At 69.3% G+C, this 16289-nt stretch carries 15 protein-coding genes; 5 read left to right on the forward strand and 10 right to left on the reverse strand.

Going from position 1 to position 16289, the window contains the following annotated elements; all coding sequences use genetic code 11:
- Both AX721_RS13035 and AX721_RS13040 read right to left on the reverse strand, forming a co-directional pair.
- The coding region (locus tag AX721_RS13035; protein ID WP_197422559.1) for a hypothetical protein at positions 1–785 on the reverse strand (785 nt) is incomplete at its 3' end.
- Between the two features lie 633 nt (positions 786–1418).
- The gene (locus tag AX721_RS13040) at positions 1419–1799 is read right to left on the reverse strand and encodes a glycine zipper 2TM domain-containing protein (protein WP_068876429.1); all 381 of its coding nucleotides are present in this window, start codon (positions 1797–1799) and stop codon (positions 1419–1421) included.
- A 153-nt stretch (positions 1800–1952) separates the two neighbouring features.
- Here AX721_RS13040 and AX721_RS13045 point away from each other — a divergent pair, with 153 nt between their 5' ends.
- Positions 1953–3257, forward strand: coding sequence for a sodium:proton antiporter (locus tag AX721_RS13045; RefSeq protein WP_197422560.1), 1305 nt, complete (start codon positions 1953–1955; stop codon positions 3255–3257).
- Positions 3258–3320: 63 nt separating this feature from the next.
- On the opposite strand, the gene metH is transcribed toward AX721_RS13045, so the two are convergent.
- From metH to AX721_RS13070, 5 genes are read right to left on the reverse strand one after another with little or no spacing between them, the layout of a single operon-like run.
- The gene (gene metH / locus AX721_RS13050) at positions 3321–5969 is read right to left on the reverse strand and encodes a methionine synthase (RefSeq protein ID WP_082769853.1); all 2649 of its coding nucleotides are present in this window, start codon (positions 5967–5969) and stop codon (positions 3321–3323) included.
- Positions 5969–6433 carry a DUF6882 domain-containing protein gene (locus AX721_RS13055; protein WP_068876431.1) on the reverse strand — a complete coding sequence of 155 codons (465 nt, stop codon included), beginning with the start codon at positions 6431–6433 and terminating at the stop codon, positions 5969–5971. The genes metH and AX721_RS13055 overlap by 1 nt, the downstream gene beginning before the upstream one ends.
- On the reverse strand, positions 6433–7494 hold the full coding sequence (locus AX721_RS13060; protein WP_068876432.1) for a homocysteine S-methyltransferase family protein: 1062 nt from the start codon (positions 7492–7494) through the stop codon (positions 6433–6435). Before AX721_RS13060 ends, AX721_RS13055 begins: the two co-directional genes overlap by 1 nt.
- Positions 7491–8426 carry a methylenetetrahydrofolate reductase [NAD(P)H] gene (metF, locus tag AX721_RS13065; RefSeq protein ID WP_068876433.1) on the reverse strand — a complete coding sequence of 312 codons (936 nt, stop codon included), beginning with the start codon at positions 8424–8426 and terminating at the stop codon, positions 7491–7493. The genes AX721_RS13060 and metF overlap by 4 nt, the downstream gene beginning before the upstream one ends.
- A complete protein-coding gene (locus AX721_RS13070; RefSeq protein WP_068876434.1) occupies positions 8423–9394 on the reverse strand; it encodes a metalloregulator ArsR/SmtB family transcription factor in 972 nt (323 codons plus the stop codon). The genes metF and AX721_RS13070 overlap by 4 nt, the downstream gene beginning before the upstream one ends.
- An 84-nt stretch (positions 9395–9478) precedes the next feature.
- On the opposite strand from AX721_RS13070, the gene AX721_RS13075 reads away from it, so the two are divergent.
- On the forward strand, positions 9479–9982 hold the full coding sequence (locus tag AX721_RS13075; RefSeq protein ID WP_068876435.1) for a topology modulation protein: 504 nt from the start codon (positions 9479–9481) through the stop codon (positions 9980–9982).
- 27 nt (positions 9983–10009) lie between these two features.
- Here the strand turns inward: AX721_RS13075 and ettA are convergent, their stop codons facing one another.
- Positions 10010–11677 carry an energy-dependent translational throttle protein EttA gene (gene ettA, locus AX721_RS13080; protein ID WP_068876436.1) on the reverse strand — a complete coding sequence of 556 codons (1668 nt, stop codon included), beginning with the start codon at positions 11675–11677 and terminating at the stop codon, positions 10010–10012.
- Between the two features lie 186 nt (positions 11678–11863).
- On the opposite strand from ettA, the gene AX721_RS13085 reads away from it, so the two are divergent.
- Positions 11864–13831, forward strand: coding sequence for a PAS domain-containing sensor histidine kinase (locus AX721_RS13085; protein WP_068876437.1), 1968 nt, complete (start codon positions 11864–11866; stop codon positions 13829–13831).
- A gap of 159 nt (positions 13832–13990) precedes the next feature.
- On the opposite strand, the gene AX721_RS13090 is transcribed toward AX721_RS13085, so the two are convergent.
- Complete coding sequence (locus tag AX721_RS13090; protein WP_068876438.1) at positions 13991–14338, reverse strand: hypothetical protein; 348 nt, start codon at positions 14336–14338, stop codon at positions 13991–13993.
- Positions 14339–14432: 94 nt separating this feature from the next.
- On the opposite strand from AX721_RS13090, the gene AX721_RS13095 reads away from it, so the two are divergent.
- The gene (locus AX721_RS13095) at positions 14433–15026 is read left to right on the forward strand and encodes a TetR/AcrR family transcriptional regulator (protein WP_068876439.1); all 594 of its coding nucleotides are present in this window, start codon (positions 14433–14435) and stop codon (positions 15024–15026) included.
- A gap of 83 nt (positions 15027–15109) precedes the next feature.
- On the forward strand, positions 15110–15292 hold the full coding sequence (locus tag AX721_RS13100; protein WP_068876440.1) for a CsbD family protein: 183 nt from the start codon (positions 15110–15112) through the stop codon (positions 15290–15292).
- Between the two features lie 100 nt (positions 15293–15392).
- On the opposite strand, the gene AX721_RS13105 is transcribed toward AX721_RS13100, so the two are convergent.
- Positions 15393–16289 (reverse strand): MFS transporter (locus tag AX721_RS13105; RefSeq protein ID WP_156467158.1); only part of this gene is annotated, 897 nt, incomplete at its 5' end.

A 16289-nucleotide genomic window follows, 5' to 3' on the forward strand; every position in this document is an offset into this window, starting at 1 on the left:
TCGAGGAAGGTCAGGCCGCCGTCGCCGGGATTGCCGCCGCCGGGGACGTCGCCGCCGGGCGCGCCCGTGTCGCCGCCACCACCGACGCCACCATCGCCATCGCCGCCACCTTGGCCGTCGGGCCCTTGCCCGCCAGTCTGGCCGCCGCCGGAACCTGAGCCTGAACCGCCGGCTCCGGAGCCGGCGGCGCCGCCTTCGGCCCCGCCGCCCGCGCCGGGATCGCCGGCCTGGCCCGTGTCGCCCGGCTGAGCGGAGCCGTCCTGGCCACCCGCCTCGCCGCCGCCGCGGAACAGGTTCAACCGTCCGGCGTCCAGCACGCCCACGCCTTCCATGAAGGTCGGGGCGGCGATCGCGGTCGCCGCGAACATCATGAAGACCACGCCGCCGTGCTTGCTGACCTTGCGGTGCCACGGGGCGTCGGCCGCCACCGGCGCGCGCGCCGCGGGATGCCAGGGCGCCAGGGCGCAGATCTCGCCGTCCGGCCCCATGACCCGGCCGGGCCACATCCAGCTCCACAGCCAGCTGGCCTTCCAAAACCGTCTGAAGCCGCGGTCGAACTCGTTCGGCCAGGCCCAGCCGAACAGCAGGGCCATCAGCCCGCGGCCGCGGCGGCCGATGTTCTCGTCATGGAGCGTGGAGGGCCACATCCAGCCCAGCAGGCTGGCCAGCCAGGCTGCGCCCCGGCCGTCGTCGTCGTGACGGGGTTCGGGCCAGATCCAGGCCAGCAGGGCCGACTTGCGGCTGCGGGCATGGGTGCGCCGGGTGTCGATCGCGTTCGCGGTCATGAGCGCCGAGCCTCGCCGGCGTCGCCGTCGGTCACGCAGATCGTCTGGAAGCTCACGTGCAGGTCCACTCTATGCCTATGAGGCCGGCACGAACCCCCCCGGGTGTGACCGCCTATGGCAGAGATGCCGCAATTTCGCCGCAGAGTCGTTAAGGACGTCGGTGTCGCGACGCTTTGCCTCGCCCCGCCCTGCCCAGAATGAGCCATGAAATCAGGAGCCACGCCGGCGGCGCGACGTCCCATTCCGCCCGAGAATCCGTGCCAGCCAGCCGGCATTGGACCTGCTCCCACTCTGCCGCGCGGGGGATCGCGGCAAGACTTCCAAGCTCCACTGTGCGCCGTCGGGGGGACGCGCGGCAATGGAACACAATCGGCAGGGGAATTTCGCTCTGAGAGGGAATGCCCCGACGCAAGCCACTCGGAGCAAGATACGGGCCAAGCTCGGCCTTGGATGCATGGCCGGCGAAATCCTGTCCCTCGCCCCTGCGGACGAGCCCTCTGACGGCGAGCGCGCTCGGGGCAGGCGCCCCAGCACGGGACTACCCGCGCGACGGTTTCCCGATCTGGGTCACCGCATACGAGAAGAGGGGCGCCGGTCGCCCGGCGCCCCTCCCCTCAGGTTCGGCAGTCCGCCTTAGTAGCCGCGGTAGCCGTAGCCGTTGTCGTAGCGATACCCGTACCGGTCGCTGCTGCGGCGATAGTCGCGGCGGTCGTAGCTCCGATAGCGCGTGTCGCGGTAGTAGGGCCGCGTGTCGCGATAGGCGTAGCCGCTACGATAGTGCTTGCGGTCGTTGCTCTTGTCGGCCGCGACACCCAGGGCCGCGCCGGCGACTGCGCCGATGGCCACGGCCTCGGTCTTGCCGTTGCCCACCGCCGCGCCGGCGACGCCGCCCAGCAGGGCGCCCAGCAGCGCGCTTTCGGTCTTCGACGTGCCCGCCGCGGCCTGGCTGGCCGGCAGGGCCACGGCGCCGGCGACGGTCAGGGCCATCGCAGCCTTCATCATCCTGTTGGTCATGGCTCACTCCTTTGCCTTGCGCCGGGTCCCGGTGGGGACGCCGATGCGATCTTGAGCCTCAACCTAGAACCCGCCGCCTGAACCCCTCCGGAGGCTCTCGTTCATTCTCGCGACAGGTTCGCGCCGTGGAACGAAGGGCTCGCGAGCCGCCTCTTGCGGGTACAGCGATCGGCGAAATGGCGTACGGTCCTCTATTCCGAATCCCGGAGGCCGGCTCTGTTCGAATTCTCCAGCTATCACCTGATGCTGGTGGGCTTCGGCGTCGCCATCGTCCTGGCCTACTGGCTTCCGCGCTTCGTTTCCGGCCGCGAGCCCGCCGCCTCGGCCCTGCTCATCGTCCTGGGCTGGGCGCTCTTCGGATGGATGCCAGGTCTTTCCGAGGCGATCAGCCCCATCCGCGCCCCCAAGGCCTGGGAGATCACCAGCGAGCTCTGCGTGATCATGGGCCTTTTCGGCGTCGGCCTGCGGATCGACAGCCTCACTGGCAAGGGGCGTTGGGCGCCCACGGGCCGCCTCCTCGCCATCGCGATGCCTCTGACCATCCTCGGCGTGGCCCTGCTGGGCTGGCAGGCCGGCGGCATGACGCTGGCGGGAGCCCTGCTGCTGGGCGCCGTCCTGGCGCCCACCGACCCCGTCCTCGCCGGCGATGTCCAGGTCGGCCGCCCCACCGAGGGCGGCGAACATCCGGTGCGCTTTACCCTGACCACCGAGGCCGGCCTGAACGACGGCCTGGCCTTTCCCTTCGTCCACCTGGCGCTGGCCGTTGCGGCCGCCGGCGCACTCACTCTGGGCCTCGCGGGCGACTGGCTCTGGCGGGACGTGCTGTACCGCATCGTCATCGGCGCCGTCTGCGGCCTCGTCGTGGGCTGGCTGCTGGGCAAGGTGCTGTTCGACCACCCCCGCGAGAACGCCCTGGCCGAGACGCAGGCGGGCGTGTTCGCCCTGGCCGGGGTGTTCGTGGCCTACGGCGCCACCGAACTGGTCGAGGGCTACGGCTTCATCGCCGCCTTCGTCGCGGGCCTTCGCCTCCGGCGTAGCGAATCCGACCACGCCTTTCACGTCAGGCTCCACGACTTCTCCGAGTCGGTGGAGCACGCCCTGACGTCCATCCTGCTGATCGGATTCGGCGCCGCCATGCCGGCGCTGCTGGCAGCCCTGGACCTGCGAGGAGCCCTCATCGGCCTGGCGCTGATCTTCGTCCTGCGGCCCCTCGCCGGCTGGATCTCGCTGCACGGGACCGCCCTGCGCGGGCGCGAGCGGTTCGTGGTGGCGGCCTACGGGGTGCGCGGGGTCGGTTCGATCTACTACCTCGCCTATGCGGGCAGCCACATGGCGCTGACCAACGAGGCCGAGCTCTGGTCCATCATCGCCTTCACCATCTTGGCCTCCACGATGATCCACGGCTTCACCGCCGCCTTCGCCGTCGAGCGCGCCACGGGCGAGAAACAGGCGCCGTAGCCTGCCACTCCGACGCGGGCCGGGCTGGTTCACTGTCGACAGCGAGGGCGGCCGCCCTCGCCCCTACGGCTCGTAGTTCAGGATCGGCGCCAGCCACCGCTCGGCCTCAGCTACGCTCCACCCCTTGCGGCGGGCATAGTCCTCGACCTGGTCCTTCTCGATCCGGCCGACGCCGAAATAGTGGCTCTCCGGGTGCGCGAAATAGAGCCCCGACACTGCCGCCGGCGGGGTCATGGCGTAGCTCTCGGTCAGGGCCATGCCCGTGGCCGCCGGCGCGTCCAGCAGGCGGAACAGCGTCGCCTTCTCGGTGTGGTCGGGCTGGGCGGGATAGCCGGGGGCCGGGCGGATGCCGCGGTACTGCTCGCCGATCAGGTGGTCCAGGTCGAACGGCTCGTCCGGGGCGTAACCCCAGAGCTCGGTGCGCACGCGGCGGTGCAGGGCCTCGGCGAAGGCCTCCGCCAGCCGGTCGGCCAGGGCGGTGGCCAGGATCGCCGAATAGTCGTCGCCGGCGTCCTTGAACCGCTTGGCCAGCTCCAGCTCGCCATGGCCGGCGGTGACCGCGAAGCCGCCGATGTAGTCGGGCCGCGTGCCCACCGGCGCCACGAAATCGGCCAGGGCGACGTTGGACTGGTCCTCGCCGGTCTTCAGCATCTGCTGGCGCAGGGTGTGCAGGCGGGCGAGCTCGGTGGTGCGCGTCTCGTCCGCATAGACCACGATGTCGTCGCCGTCGGCGTTGGCGGGCCAGAAGCCGACCACGCCGCGGGCTTCCAGCAGCCCCTCCTGCAGGATGCGGTCCAGCATGGCCTGCGCATCGCGGAACAGGTCCGTGGCCGCCTTGCCCACCACCTCGTCCTCCAGGATCGCCGGATAGCGGCCGATCAGTTCCCAGCTGGCGAAGAACGGCGTCCAGTCGATGTGGCGGCGCAGCTCCGGCAGGTCGTAGGGGGCGAAGGCGCGGGTCCCCAGGAAGGTGGGCCGGGGCGGGTCATAGGCCGTCCAGTCGGGGGTGAAGGCGTTGTCGCGCGCCTCGGCGATCGTGGCGCGGGCGCGGGTCCCCTGGCCTCTGGCGAACTGCTCGCGCACCTTCTGGTAGTCGGCCTCGGTGGCGGCCAGGAACTTGGGCTTCTCGGTGGCCGACAGAAGGTTCGAGACCACGCCCACGGCGCGGCTGGCGTCCAGCACATAGGTGGTCGAGCCGCCGGCGTACTTGGGCGAGATCTTCACCGCCGTGTGGGTCTTGGAGGTGGTGGCGCCGCCGATCAGCAGGGGCATGGTCATGCCGCGCCGCTCCATCTCGGAGGCCACATAGACCATCTCGTCCAGGCTTGGGGTGATCAGCCCCGAGAGGCCGACGATGTCGACCTTGTGCTTCTCCGCCTCGTCCAGGATGCGGTCGGCCGGGACCATGACGCCTAGGTCGATGACCTCGTAGTTGTTGCACTGCAGGACCACGCCCACGATGTTCTTGCCGATGTCGTGGACGTCGCCCTTGACCGTCGCCATCAGGATGCGGCCGGCCTGCTCGCGCGGCTTGCCGGCCTTCTCGGCCTCCATGAACGGCATGAGGTAGGCCACGGCCTGCTTCATCACCCGGGCCGACTTGACCACCTGGGGCAGGAACATCTTGCCCGCGCCGAACAGGTCGCCGACCACGTTCATCCCGTCCATCAACGGGCCTTCGATGACGTGCAGCGGACGCTCGGCGGCCAGCCGCGCCTCTTCGGTATCGGCCTCGATGTACTCGGTGATGCCGTGGACCAGGGCGTGGGCCAGGCGGCCCGCCACCGGCTGGTCGCGCCAGGCCAGGTCCGGGCCCTTGGCCTGCGACTTGCCGCCCTTGTACTTGGGGGCCAGGTCCACCAGGCGCTCGGTGTTGGAGACGTTGGTCCGCTGCGGCCGGTTGAGGATCACATCCTCCACCGCCTCGCGCAGCTCCTCCGGGATGTCGTCGTAGACCGGCAGGTCCCCGGCGTTGACGATGCCCATGTCCATGCCCGCCGCGATGGCGTGATAAAGGAACACCGAGTGGATCGCCCGGCGCACCGGCTCGTTGCCGCGGAAGCTGAAGCTGACATTCGAGACCCCGCCGGAGATGCGGGCGCGGGGGCACAGGGCCTTTATCCGCCGGGTCGCCTCGATGAAGTCGACGGCGTAGTTGTCATGCTCCTCGATGCCCGTGGCGACGGCGAAGATATTGGGATCGAAGATTATGTCCTCAGGCGGGAAACCGACCTTGCCCACCAGCAGGTCGTAGGCCCGCTTGCAGATCTCGACCTTCCGGTCGGCCGTATCCGCCTGCCCGACCTCGTCGAAGGCCATGACCACGACCGCCGCGCCATAGCGCAGGCAGGCCCGCGCCTGCTCCAGGAACTTGGCCTCGCCCTCCTTCATGGAGATCGAATTGACGATCGCCTTGCCCTGGACGCACTTCAGCCCCGCCTCGATCACCTCCCACTTGGAGCTATCGATCATCACCGGCACCCGGGCGATGTCCGGCTCGGCCGCGATCAGATTCAGGAACGTCTTCATGGCGTTCACTGAATCCAGCAGGCCCTCGTCCATGTTGACGTCGATGACCTGGGCCCCGGCCTCGACCTGTTGACGCGCCACCGACAGGGCCTCGGGATAGTTCCCCTCGGCCACCAGCTTCCGGAATTTGGCCGAGCCGGTGACGTTGGTCCGTTCGCCGACGTTGATGAAGGTAGGGCGCATCAGCTCACAGACTTGAGAGATCGGATCAGCAGGTAGACCGCGCCGCCGCCGGACGGCGCGCGATAGGCGCCCTCCGCCTCGAGGACCCGGGCCGAGATGGCGGCCAGCATCCAGCCCAGGCCCGGCAGGTCGTCGCTCGTGAGCAGGTCTGTCGCCAGTTCCTCGATCCCGTTATCGAGGCCGAACTGGCGCACCCGGCGCATGGCTTCGATGCTCTGGACCGGCCAGTTGGCGTTGGCCCACCCCCACATCCAGTCGCGCTCGCCGATCGTGCCGACCACCTGGATTTCCGCCACGACCCGGGGGCCGGCCTTGTCCGAGAACGTCAAGGTGCAGGCCGCGGCGTCGTAGTCGTAGCGATCCCATGAGGCAAGGCGATGGGTCTCGTCCATGCGCTTCTGCTTGGCGGTGAAGGTCGCGAACGCTTCCTCGCACCACGCGTCGTACCAATCCGGGGCTTTCATCAGGCGATCTCGAACGGCTCCAGGCCCGCCAGGCGCATGGCCGGCGGACGTTCCGGGATCTGCCGCGGCTTCAGTCCGCGCACCGCGTCGGCCACGTGGCGGATGTGGTCCGGCGTGGTGCCGCAGCAGCCGCCCAGGATGTTGACCAGGCCATGCTCGGCCCACTCATGCAGCTCATGGCTGGTCTGGTGCGGCTGCTCGTCGTACTCGCCCATGGCGTTGGGCAGGCCCGCGTTGGGATAGGCTGAGACCAGGGTGTCGGCCACCCGCGCCAGATCGGCGATGTGGGGCCGCATCAGGTCGGCGCCCAGGGCGCAGTTCAGGCCCACGGCGAAGGGCTTGGCGTGGCGCACCGAGTTCCAGAACGCCTCGACGGTCTGGCCCGACAGCGTGCGGCCCGACCGGTCGGTGATCGTGCCCGAGATCCAGATCGGCAGCTCCTCGTAGCCCTCGTCCGCCAGGTCCAGGATCGCCTTGATCGCGGCCTTGCAGTTCAGGGTGTCGGTGATGGTCTCCACCAGGAACAGGTCCACCCCGCCCTCGTGCAGCGCCCGCACCTGTTCCAGATAGGCCTCGTAGACCTGGTCGAACGTCACCTTGCGCGCGCCGGGATCGTTCACGTCGGAGCTCATGGACAGCATCACCGGCAGCGGGCCGATGGAGCCGGCGACGAAGCGCGGCTTGTCCGGCTCCTTGGCGGTCCAACGGTCGGCGACCTCGCGCGCGATCCGCGCGCCCTCGAGGTTGATGTCCCGTACGGCCGCCTCCATGCCGTATTCGGCCTGGCCGATGGTGGTGGCGGAGAAGGTGTTGGTCTCGGAGATGTCGGCGCCCGCGGCGAAGTACTGGTCGTGCAGGTCGGCGATGATGTCCGGCCGGGTGACGCACAGCAGGTCGTTGTTGCCCTTCAGCTGGCCCGGAGCGTCCTTGAACCGGTCGCCGCGGTAGTCCGCTTCCGCCAGCCCCCGCTTCTGGATCATCACGCCCCAGGACCCGTCGAGGATCAGCACGCGCTCCTTGGCCGCGGTCTTCAGCGCCGCGATGCGGTCTTGCCGGGTCATGCCGCGGCCTCCTTGGGTTCAGCTGTCAGGGTCTCGCGCACGCCCAGGATCCGGCAGATGGCGTAGGTCAGGTCCGCGCGGTTGAGCGTGTAGAAGTGGAAGTCGCCGAAGCCTTCCTCGGCCAGCTTGGCGCACATCTCGGCGGCTACGGAGGCTGCAACCAGCTTGCGGGTTTCGGGGTCGGCGTCCAGGCCTTCGAAGTGGTTGGCGAGCCAGGCGGGGATCGCCACGCCGATCCGGCCCGACATGTTGCGCAGACCCTCGAAGCTCGACACCGGCATGATCCCGGGCAGGATGGGCACCTCGATCCCGGCCTTTCGGATGCGGTCCACGAACCGCAGGTAGCCGTCGATATCGAAGAAGAAGTTGGTGATCGCCCGGCTCGCGCCAGCCTCGACCTTGGCCTTCAGCACGGCGATGTCGTGGTCGACCGACGGGCTTTCCGGATGGATCTGCGGATAGACGCCCACGCTCACGTCGAACGGCGCGATGGCCTTGATCCCGGCGGTCAGCTCGGTGGCGTTCTGATAGCCGTCGGGCCGGGGCGTGTAGGCGCCGCCCAGCGAGCCCGGCGGGTCGCCGCGCAGGGCCACGATATGGCGGATGCCGGCGTCCCAGTAGTCCCGGATCACCTCGTCCACCTCGGCGCGGCTGGCCTCGACGCAGGTGAGATGCGCGGCCGGCTTCAGGGTCGTCTCCTTCAGGATCCGAACCACCGTGCGGTGCGTGCGCTCGCGCGTGGAGCCGCCAGCGCCATAGGTCACCGACACGAACTCGGGCTTCAGCGGCTCGAGACGGCGGATCGCCTCCCACAGGCTTTCCTCGCTTTTCGGACCCTTGGGCGGCGAGAATTCGAACGAGACACGCGGGCGTGGCCCCTCGCCGGCGCCGGCGCGCGCGACGGGACCCAGGGCTGTATCGGCCGGGCTCACGCGGCGCTCCTCAAGGCGGTGGGCGCGCGTCGGGCGGCCCAGATTTTCACGGTCAGCCCGTCTGGGCGGGTCGGCGGCAGGGCCTGTAAACCCACCTGAGGCAACTCGGCGTCAGAGAGCCAGCGGGCCATCTCCTCGTCCGAGAAGCCTAGGCGGCGATGTTGATGCTGCTCGCGCAGGAACTCGTGCTTGTGCGGCGCGAAGTCGACGATGATCAGCCGCCCGTCGGGGGCGACGATGCGGGCGGCTTCCTTCACCGCCGCCGCCGGGTCGCCCAGGTAGTGCAGCACCTGGTGGACGACCACCAGGTCGGCGCTGGCGTCGGGCAGGCGGGTGTCGAAGATGTCGCCGTGGCGCAGCTCCACGTGGGTCAGGCCGGCCTCGGTCACGTTGCGCCGGGCGATGTTCAGCATCTGCTGCGACAGATCGAGGCCGACGGCGTGATCCGCCTGGCCGGCCAGCAACGTCAGCATCCGCCCGGTGCCAGCGCCCAGGTCGACCATCCGCCGAAAGCGACCCGGCCCCGCCGCCCGCACGATCTCGGCCTCCACATCGGCGTCCGAGACGTACAGTGAGCGGATCTGGTCCCAGCGGACCGCGTTCTCGGCGAAATAAGCCTGGGCCGCGTCGGCGCGCTCGGCCTGCACATCGTCCAGCTTGCGCCGGTCGCGGGCCAGCCCCGGGTCCTCGGGATTGATCCGCGCCAACACCTCGGCGACCACCTCGCACTGCCGGCCCGCGCCGGTCAGGCGGTAGAAGACCCAGGCGCCGTCGGGAAACCGTTCCACCAGACCGGCTTCCGCCAGCAGCTTCAGATGCCTTGAAACGCGCGGCTGACTCTGGTCCAGAACGCGACACAGCTCGAGCACCGCGAGTTCCTCGCGTTGCAGGAGCGCCAGGATGCGCAGCCGCGTCGGCTCGCCCGCCGCGCGCAGCACCTCCACCGCCTGTTTCGCTGAGAGTCTCATCGCACATAAAGATATCTTTATACGTGCTAACGTCAAGTGAATGAGCGCCCGTCGTCGGCCGGCGCTCCGTTCCGGAGAAGGGCCATGCGGCGCGTGCTGATCATCGGGAATTCGGGCGCCGGCAAGTCCACCCTCGCGGCGCGGCTCGGCCAGAAGCTCGGCCTGCCGGTCATCCACCTCGACGTCCTGTTCTGGAAGCCGGGCTGGGTCGAGAGCGAGGACGATCAGTTCCGCGCCCGGGTGGCCGCCGCCCTGGCGGCGCCTGCGTGGGTCTGCGACGGCAATTTCCCGAGCTCTTGGGACGTGCGGATGCCGCGCGCCGACATCATCGTCTGGCTCGACCAGCCGCGATGGCTATGCGTTTTCCGCGCGATCCGGCGGGTCTTCCAGTACCGCGAGGGCGAACGGCCCGACATGGCCGCCGGCTGCCGCGAGACCATCGACCTCAAGTTCTACCACTTCATCTGGACCTACGACCGCAAGGTGCGGCCGAAGCTCGAAGCCGCCCTCGCCCAGTACGGCGCCCACGCCCGCGTCGCCCACCTGCGCAGCGACCGCGAGATCGAAGCCTTTCTTGAACGGGCTTGACGTCGGAGCGCTGGATCTCGGCGCCGCCTACCGCGTGAACTTGTGGAACTTGATCCTGTGGGGGATGAGGCTGTCGGCGCCCAGGCGGCGCTTCTTGTCCTCTTCGTAGGCTTCGAAGTTGCCTTCGAACCATTCCACGTGGCTGTCGCCTTCGAAGGCCAGGATGTGGGTGGCCAGGCGGTCCAGGAACCAGCGGTCGTGGCTGATGACCACGGCGCAGCCGGCGAATTCCTCCAGCGCCTCTTCCAGGTTCTGCAGCGTCTCGATGTCCAGGTCGTTGGTCGGTTCGTCGAGCAGGATGACGTTGCCGCCCTCGGTCAGGGTCTTGGCCAGGTGGACGCGGTTGCGCTCACCGCCCGAGAGCTGGCCGACCTTCTTCTGCTGGTCGCCGCCGCGGAAGTTGAACGAGCCGACGTAGCTGCGCGTGTTGATCTCGCGCTTGCCCACGGCCAGGACGTCCAGCCCCTGGCTGATCTCCTGCCAGACGGTCTTGTTGGGATCCAGCGCGTCGCGGCTCTGGTCCACGTAGGACAGCTTCACCGTCTCCCCGACGCGGAACGTACCGCCGTCGGGCTGTTCCTGGCCGGTGATGATCTTGAACAGGGTCGACTTGCCGGCGCCGTTCGGGCCGATGACGCCGACGATGCCGTTCGGCGGCAGCTTGAACGTCAGGTCTTCGAACAGAACCTTGTCGCCGTAGGCCTTGGAGAGGCCGTTGGCCTCCAGCACCACGTTGCCCAGGCGCGGGCCCGGCGGGATCTGGATGGCGGCGGTGGTCTGCGCCTGGCGGGCGTTCTCCTGCTCGCGGACCATCTCGTCGTAGCGGGCCAGACGCGCCTTCGACTTGGCCTGGCGGGCCTTGGCGCCCGAGCGCACCCATTCCAGTTCGCGGGTCATGGCGCGCTGGCGGGCCTCGCTCTCCGACTGCTCCTGGACGATGCGCTTGGTCTTCTGCTCCAGCCAGCCGGAGTAATTGCCCTCGTAGGGGATGCCCTTGCCGCGATCGAGTTCCAGGGTCCACTTGGTCACCTGGTCCAGGAAGTAGCGGTCGTGGGTGACCAGGATCACGCAGCCTGGGAAGGCCTCCAGGTGGTGCTGCAGCCAAGCCACGCTCTCGGCGTCGAGGTGGTTGGTGGGCTCGTCCAGCAGCAGCATGTCGGGCTTGCTGAGCAGCAGGCGGGCCAGGGCGATGCGGCGCTTCTCACCGCCCGACAGCTTGTCCACCGGCCAGTCGTTGGGCGGGCAGCGCAGGGCGTCCATGGCCATCTCGATCTTGGAATCGATGTCCCACAGGTCGCCGGCGTCGATCTTCTCCTGGAGGGCGGTCATCTCCTCCATCAGCTCGTCGGTGTAGTTCTCGCCCAGCTCGGCGGCGATCTGGTTGTAGCGGTCGAAGATCTTCTTCTCCTCGCACCAGGAGATCACGTTGCCCCAGACGTTGAGCTGCTCGTCGAGCTGGGGCTCCTGTTCCAGGTAGCCCATCTTGACGCCATCGGCGGCCTTGGCCTCGCCCGAGAATTCCTTGTCGATCCCGGCCATGATCTTCAGCAGGGTCGACTTGCCCGAGCCGTTGACCCCGACCACACCGATCTTGGCGTCCGAGTAGAACGACAGCCAGATGTTCTCGAACACCTTCTTGCCGCCGGGATAGGCCTTGGTCAGGCCCTGCATCTGGAAGATATACTGCTGCGCCATGGGGCGTCCGCGCTCGCTCGTTCGAGGTATGGGGAATTCGGGCGAGCAGATAGCGGTGCGGGCGATCCGGCGCAACGCCGGAACCTGCCGAGCCTCTGCGCGTTGCAGGTGCTCGGGGACGGGGAAAGGTCATGGGTGTGCGTCGATGGGGGCGATGAACCGCCTGGCGATCCGCCGGGACGCCGGATGAGCGGGCCCAACCCGGTGGAACCGGCGCTCCACTATCTGGTGGACGCGGTTTCCGACTACGCCATCTACATGCTGGATCCCCAAGGCTCCGTGACCAGCTGGAACACAGGCGCGCGGCGGCTGAAGGGCTATGCCGAGGCCGAGATCCGCGGACGCCCGTTTTCCCAGTTCTTCACGCCCGAAGACCGCGCCGCCGGCATGCCGCAAGACATCCTGGACCGGGCCGCCCGCGACGGGCGCGTCGAGGTCGAGGGCTGGCGGCTGCGCAAGGACGGCAGCCGGTTCTGGACGCAGGGGACGATCCATGCGGTCCGCGAGCCCGGCGGCGCCCTGATCGGCTTCGCCAAGGTCACCCGCGACATGACCGAGCGCAAGGCCGCGCAGGAAGCCCTCGCCGCCAGCGAGCGCCAGTTCCGCCTGCTGGTGTCCGGCGTGGTGGACTATGCGATCTTCATGCTGGATCCGGCCGGCATCGTGACCAACTGGAACGCCGGGGCGCAGAACATCAAGGGTTATGCGGTCGATGAGATCGTCGGACGGCACTTCAGCGTGTTCTACACCGAAGAGGACCGCGCGGCGGGCGCGCCGCACCGGGCCCTGGCCACGGCCGCGGAGCAGGGCCGTTACGAAGCCGAGGGCTGGCGCGTGCGCAAGGATGGCAGCCTGTTCTGGGCCCTGGCGATCATCGACGCGATCAAGGACGAGACCGGCGCCCTGATCGGGTTCGCCAAGATCACGCGCGACAACACCGAGAAGCGGCGGGCCGAGCTGGAATTGCAGCGCGCGCACGAGCAGTTGGCGCAGGCCCAGAAGCTGGAGGCCCTGGGCAAGCTGACGGGCGGGGTGGCCCACGACTTCAACAATCTCCTCATGGTGGTCAGCGGCCAGGCCCAGTTGCTGCGGCGCAAGGTCGGCGAAGACGCCCGCGCGCTGCGGGCCCTGGACGCCATCGAAGCGTCGGCGCGGCGCGGCGAAGACCTGACCCGGGCGCTGCTGTCCTTTTCGCGCCGCCAGAGGCTGGTCCTCTCGCCCACGGCGCTGCCCGAGCGCGCCGACGGCCTGAAGGAGCTGTTGTCGGCCAGCCTGCCGCCCGCCGTCCGGCTGGACCTCGATCTGCCGGAAGACCTCTGGCCGGTGACGGTGGATGTCGGCGAACTCGAACTGGCGTTGCTGAACCTCGCCGTCAACGCGCGGGACGCCATGCCGGACGGCGGATCGCTGTCGATCGGCGCCGCGAACGTGACCCTGGATGGGTCGGGCCCCGGCGACTTGGCCGGCGACTTCGTGGCGGTCTCGCTGCAGGACACCGGAACCGGGATCGCGCCCGATATCCTTCCCCGCATCTTCGACCCGTTCTTCACGACCAAGGACGTGGACAAGGGTACGGGCCTGGGCCTGTCCCAGGTGTTCGGCTTCGCCCAGCAATCCGGTGGCCATGTGACGGTCGATAGCGACCTGGGCAAGGGCACCTGCTTCACCCTCTACCTGCCTCGCGCCGACCAGGCGCCGCGGTCGGTCGCGGACGACGCACCCCTTCCGCCGGCCTCCAGCGCGCGGATCCTGCTGGTCGAGGACAATCCCGATGTCGCCGACGTGGCCGCGCGGATGCTGGAGGAGCTCGGCCACGAGGTGCGCACCGTCTCCAGCGGCACGGCGGCGCTCGGCGCGCTGGGCGCCGGCGAGGCGCCGGACCTGATCTTCAGCGACATCGTAATGGCGGGCGATCCCGACGGCCTGGGGCTGGCGCGGCGTGTCCGCGAGGCCTTCCCGCACGTCCCGATCCTGCTGGCGACCGGTTACAGTGAGGCCGCGGCCCGGATCGGCGACGAATTCCCGATCCTGCGCAAGCCCTACAAGCTGGCCGAACTGAGCCGCGCCCTGTCCGAACAGTTGGCGGCGCATCGGCCGAGCAAGCTCGTGGATCTTGAGACGGAGCGCCGCGCGCGCGGCGTGGCGGGCAAATAGGAAAATGCCGCGGGAAGGGCGCCGACCCCCGTCCGGCTGGGATGTCCGGGCCCTGCAGCCCGACGCCGGACGATGAGCAGCCCACCCCTCCCGCGAGTTGATCCCTGGGCCGGCCGAACGAACCGGGTGGCCTGCCGAGGGGAGGAGTCGAAGCGGGCGTTAGTTACGGGCGGCCTGGAGCCGGATTGCGGCCTTGTTGCAGGCGCGGACCTGGCCGTCCGACAGCTCACGGCCGCCGGACCTGTAGCTGGCCACCGGCCCCACCACCGCGACCACCTTCTTGCACTCGCGCACCAAGCCATCGAGGTTGCCCTTGCGCGCGGCCACGCCCTCGCACTGGTCGCCATCGCAGCGCCAGGCGACGCCGGCGATGACCTCCTCCCGGGGGGCCGCGGCGGCGGAGGCGAGGCGCGCCTCGCCGCGATAGCCGACGCTCTGGGCGAACGCCGCCCCCGACGCGAACACCGCCACCGCGGCGATCGCGCTCACACGCCTGAAGTTTTGCATCTTCGTGTTCCTTTGGGTAGAAAAGAGCACGACCGGTCGCTAAGATCTAAAAAGAGCACGATCGGTCACTTTGTCAAGCAGGGAGGCTTGGCTTTTGCGCAAGGGTGAAGCAACGCGTGTCCGCATCGTCGCGGAGGCCGCGCGCCAGGCGGCGTTGCGGGGCCTCACAGGTGTCAGCCTGTCCGACGTGGCCGACGCGGTGGGTCTCTCCAAGAGCGGGCTCTTCAAGCACTTCGAGTCCAAGGACGACATGCACCTGGCCGTCATCGAGTCGGTGATGGAGCGGTTCGCGGACGTGATCTGGAAGCCCGCCGAGGGCCTCCCGCCCGGCCGCGCCCGCCTGGAGGTGGTCTTCGAACGCTGGCTGCACTGGTGCGAGGAGGAGTGGCCTGAGAGCGGCTGCCCGGTGACCGCTCTCAGCGTGGAACTGGACGACCAGCCGGGGCCCCTGCGGGACCTTCTGCACAAGCGCCTGCAGGGCTGGCGCAAGACCATGCTGCGCGAGTTCCGCGTCCTGCGGGATCCGCCGCTCAGCGAGGGCGAGGCCCAGGCCGCCTATTTCCAGATGAAGAGCTTCATCCTGGGCCACTCGGATTCGCGCCGGATGATGGGCGACGCCGATGCGCACCGCTCGGCCGCCGCGGCCTTCGAGGCCCTGCTGGATCGCACCTGCCGCCTCGCCGCCTGAGCCTTCTCCGGAACGATAACCGCCCTGCCGCGTAGTCACTGCGACCGGTGAACCTCACCCGTGACACGCGAAGGATGACAGCCATGCACAAGGACGAAGCCAAGGGCGCCGCCAAGGATATCTCGGGCTCGATCAAGGAAGGCGTGGGTAAGGCGACGGGCGACGACCGTCTGGCCGCCGAAGGCGCCGGCGAGCGCGTCGAAGGCAAGGTGCAGAAGGGCGTCGGCGCCCTGAAGGACGCGGCCCGGGACGCCCTGAAGAACTAGACGCGGACGAGACCACGTTTCGAGGGCCGCTCCGGGAAGCCGGCGCGGCCCTCGTCATGTCTGCACGTGTCCTTCTCCTCACCCGGAGGACGGAGGAGGATCAGGCTTCCGCGTCGATCTCGGCGAAGGTCTTGCCGCGGGTCTCGCGGGCGGCCAGCGCCGCGACGCCGGTGACGAGCGCCGCCGCCGCCACATAGATGGCGATGGGCGTTCCCGATCCCGTCGCCTGCAGCAGGGCGGCGGCGATCAGCGGCGCGAGGGATCCTGCGAAGATCGACGTCACCTGGTAGGCCAGGGACACCCCGGAATAGCGCATCCGGGTCGGGAACATCTCGGCCAGGAAGGCGGCCTGCGGACCATACATCGCCCCGTGGCACACCAGCGCGCCGACGCAGGCCAGGACGATCAGCTCGGGCCGACCCGTGTCGAGCAGGGCGAAGAAGGCAAAGGCCCAGGCCACCATTGCGAACGCCCCGGCCGCATAGACCGGCCGCCGGCCGATCCGGTCCGACAGCGCGCCGAACAGCGGGATCAGGAAGACGTGACAGGCCGAGGCGATCAGGATCGCCTCCAGCGCCACCTGGCGCGACAGCCCCACCTTCTGGGTGACGTAGGTGATCGAAAAGACCGTGATCACATAGTAGCTGATGTTCTCGGCGAACTTCAGGCCGGCGCCGATCACCAGCTCCCGCGGGCGGCGGCGGATCGCCTCCAGGGTCGGGGCCTTCTCGATGGCGGCGGCTTCCTTGGCCACCTCGCGGAAGGCGGGGCTCTCCTCAACCGTGGTGCGGATCCACCAGCCGACGCCGATCAGCACCGCCGACAGCAGGAACGGCACGCGCCAGCCCCAGGCCAGGAAGTCCGCCTCGTTCTGGAACGCCGCCATGGCCGCCAGCATGCCCGAGGCCAGGAGGCTGCCCGCCGCCACCCCCGCCTGCGGGAAGCTGGCCCAGAGGCCCCGGCGGGCGGCGTCGCCGTGTTCGGCCACGATCAGGAC

Origin of the sequence: Phenylobacterium sp. CCH9-H3 (genome assembly GCF_001557235.1) — a bacterium.
Lineage (GTDB): Bacteria > Pseudomonadota > Alphaproteobacteria > Caulobacterales > Caulobacteraceae > Phenylobacterium.